Annotated in this window: 2 protein-coding genes; both read left to right on the forward strand. The window is 69.1% G+C overall.

Annotation, left to right across the window (positions count from 1 at the left end; all coding sequences use genetic code 11):
• Positions 1-34: 34 nt before the first annotated feature.
• Positions 35-721, forward strand: coding sequence for a response regulator transcription factor (locus tag AC1DYI_RS36550; RefSeq protein WP_477208973.1), 687 nt, complete (start codon positions 35-37; stop codon positions 719-721).
• A gap of 142 nt (positions 722-863) precedes the next feature.
• Positions 864-1086, forward strand: a 223-nt coding sequence (locus AC1DYI_RS36555) for a sensor histidine kinase N-terminal domain-containing protein (protein ID WP_477208974.1), incomplete at its 3' end; no start/stop codon positions are given.

Below are 1086 nucleotides of genomic sequence, written 5' to 3' on the forward strand. Positions count from 1 at the left end.
GGCAAGGGGCAAACGGGGTGCTAAGGTCGCTGCGGTGAAAGTCCTGCTGATCGAAGACGACCCCACACTGCAGTCCACGCTGCAGCGCACGCTCGAACGCCGCGGCATGCGCGTGGCCACCTGTGGCGACGGCGCCCGCGCGCTGGAACGCTGGCAGTCCTCGGTACCCGACGTGGTGCTGCTGGACCTGAGCCTGCCCGGCCTCGATGGCCTGAAAGTGCTCGAGCGTGCCCGTGCCGAAGGGCTGACGACACCGGTCATCGTGTTGACTGCGCGCGGCACCATCGGCGATCGCATCATCGGTCTGAACACCGGCGCCGACGACTACCTGCCCAAGCCTTTCGATCTGGACGAACTGGAGGCGCGCATCCGCGCCCTCACCCGTCGCCAGGCCCAAGCCGGCAACAGCTCGCCGGCGCTGGCTGCGCCCGAGTTCGCGGGCCTACGCTGCGACACCGACAGCGGCGCGGTCTACTTTCGCGGTGAGGCGCTGGAGCTGGCCCCCCGCGAAGCCACGCTGCTGCGCACGCTGCTGCAGCGCCCCGGCCACGCGCAGGCCAAGGAGCGGCTGTTCGAAGCGGTCTTCCCCGGCCACTCCGAGGTGCAACTCGAAGCGATCGAGGTGGTGGCCTATCGCCTGCGCAAACGGCTCGCGCCGACCGGCGTGCAACTGGTGACGCTGCGTGGCCTGGGCTACCTGTTGAAAGCCCCTGCTGCATGAGCACCGCACGGCCGCCCGAAGGTGCTCATTCCCTCTTGGAGGGAGAGAGCCCGGACGTGGTCCGTCCCAGTGGACGGATCACGCCTGGCGAGCGCCCGGCCCCTCTGTGGGCCGGGCGGGCCGCAGGCCCAAGGGTGCACCAGTGAGACGGTGGTGGGCCCATCGCTCACTGCGCGACCGGCTGATGCTGGGCATCCTGCTGCCGGTGCTGGGCTTCATCGTCATCAACACTGTCGTGCTGTACCGCCAAGCCTTGCGCGCGGCGGACACCGCTTACGACCGCACGCTGCTGGCGACCGCCAAGTCGATCGGCGACCTGCTCGAGGTCAACATCGACGGCGACAAAGTGCACCTGAAGTCGACAC

The sequence above is a fragment of the Ideonella sp. P3_A4 genome (genome assembly GCF_056403075.1).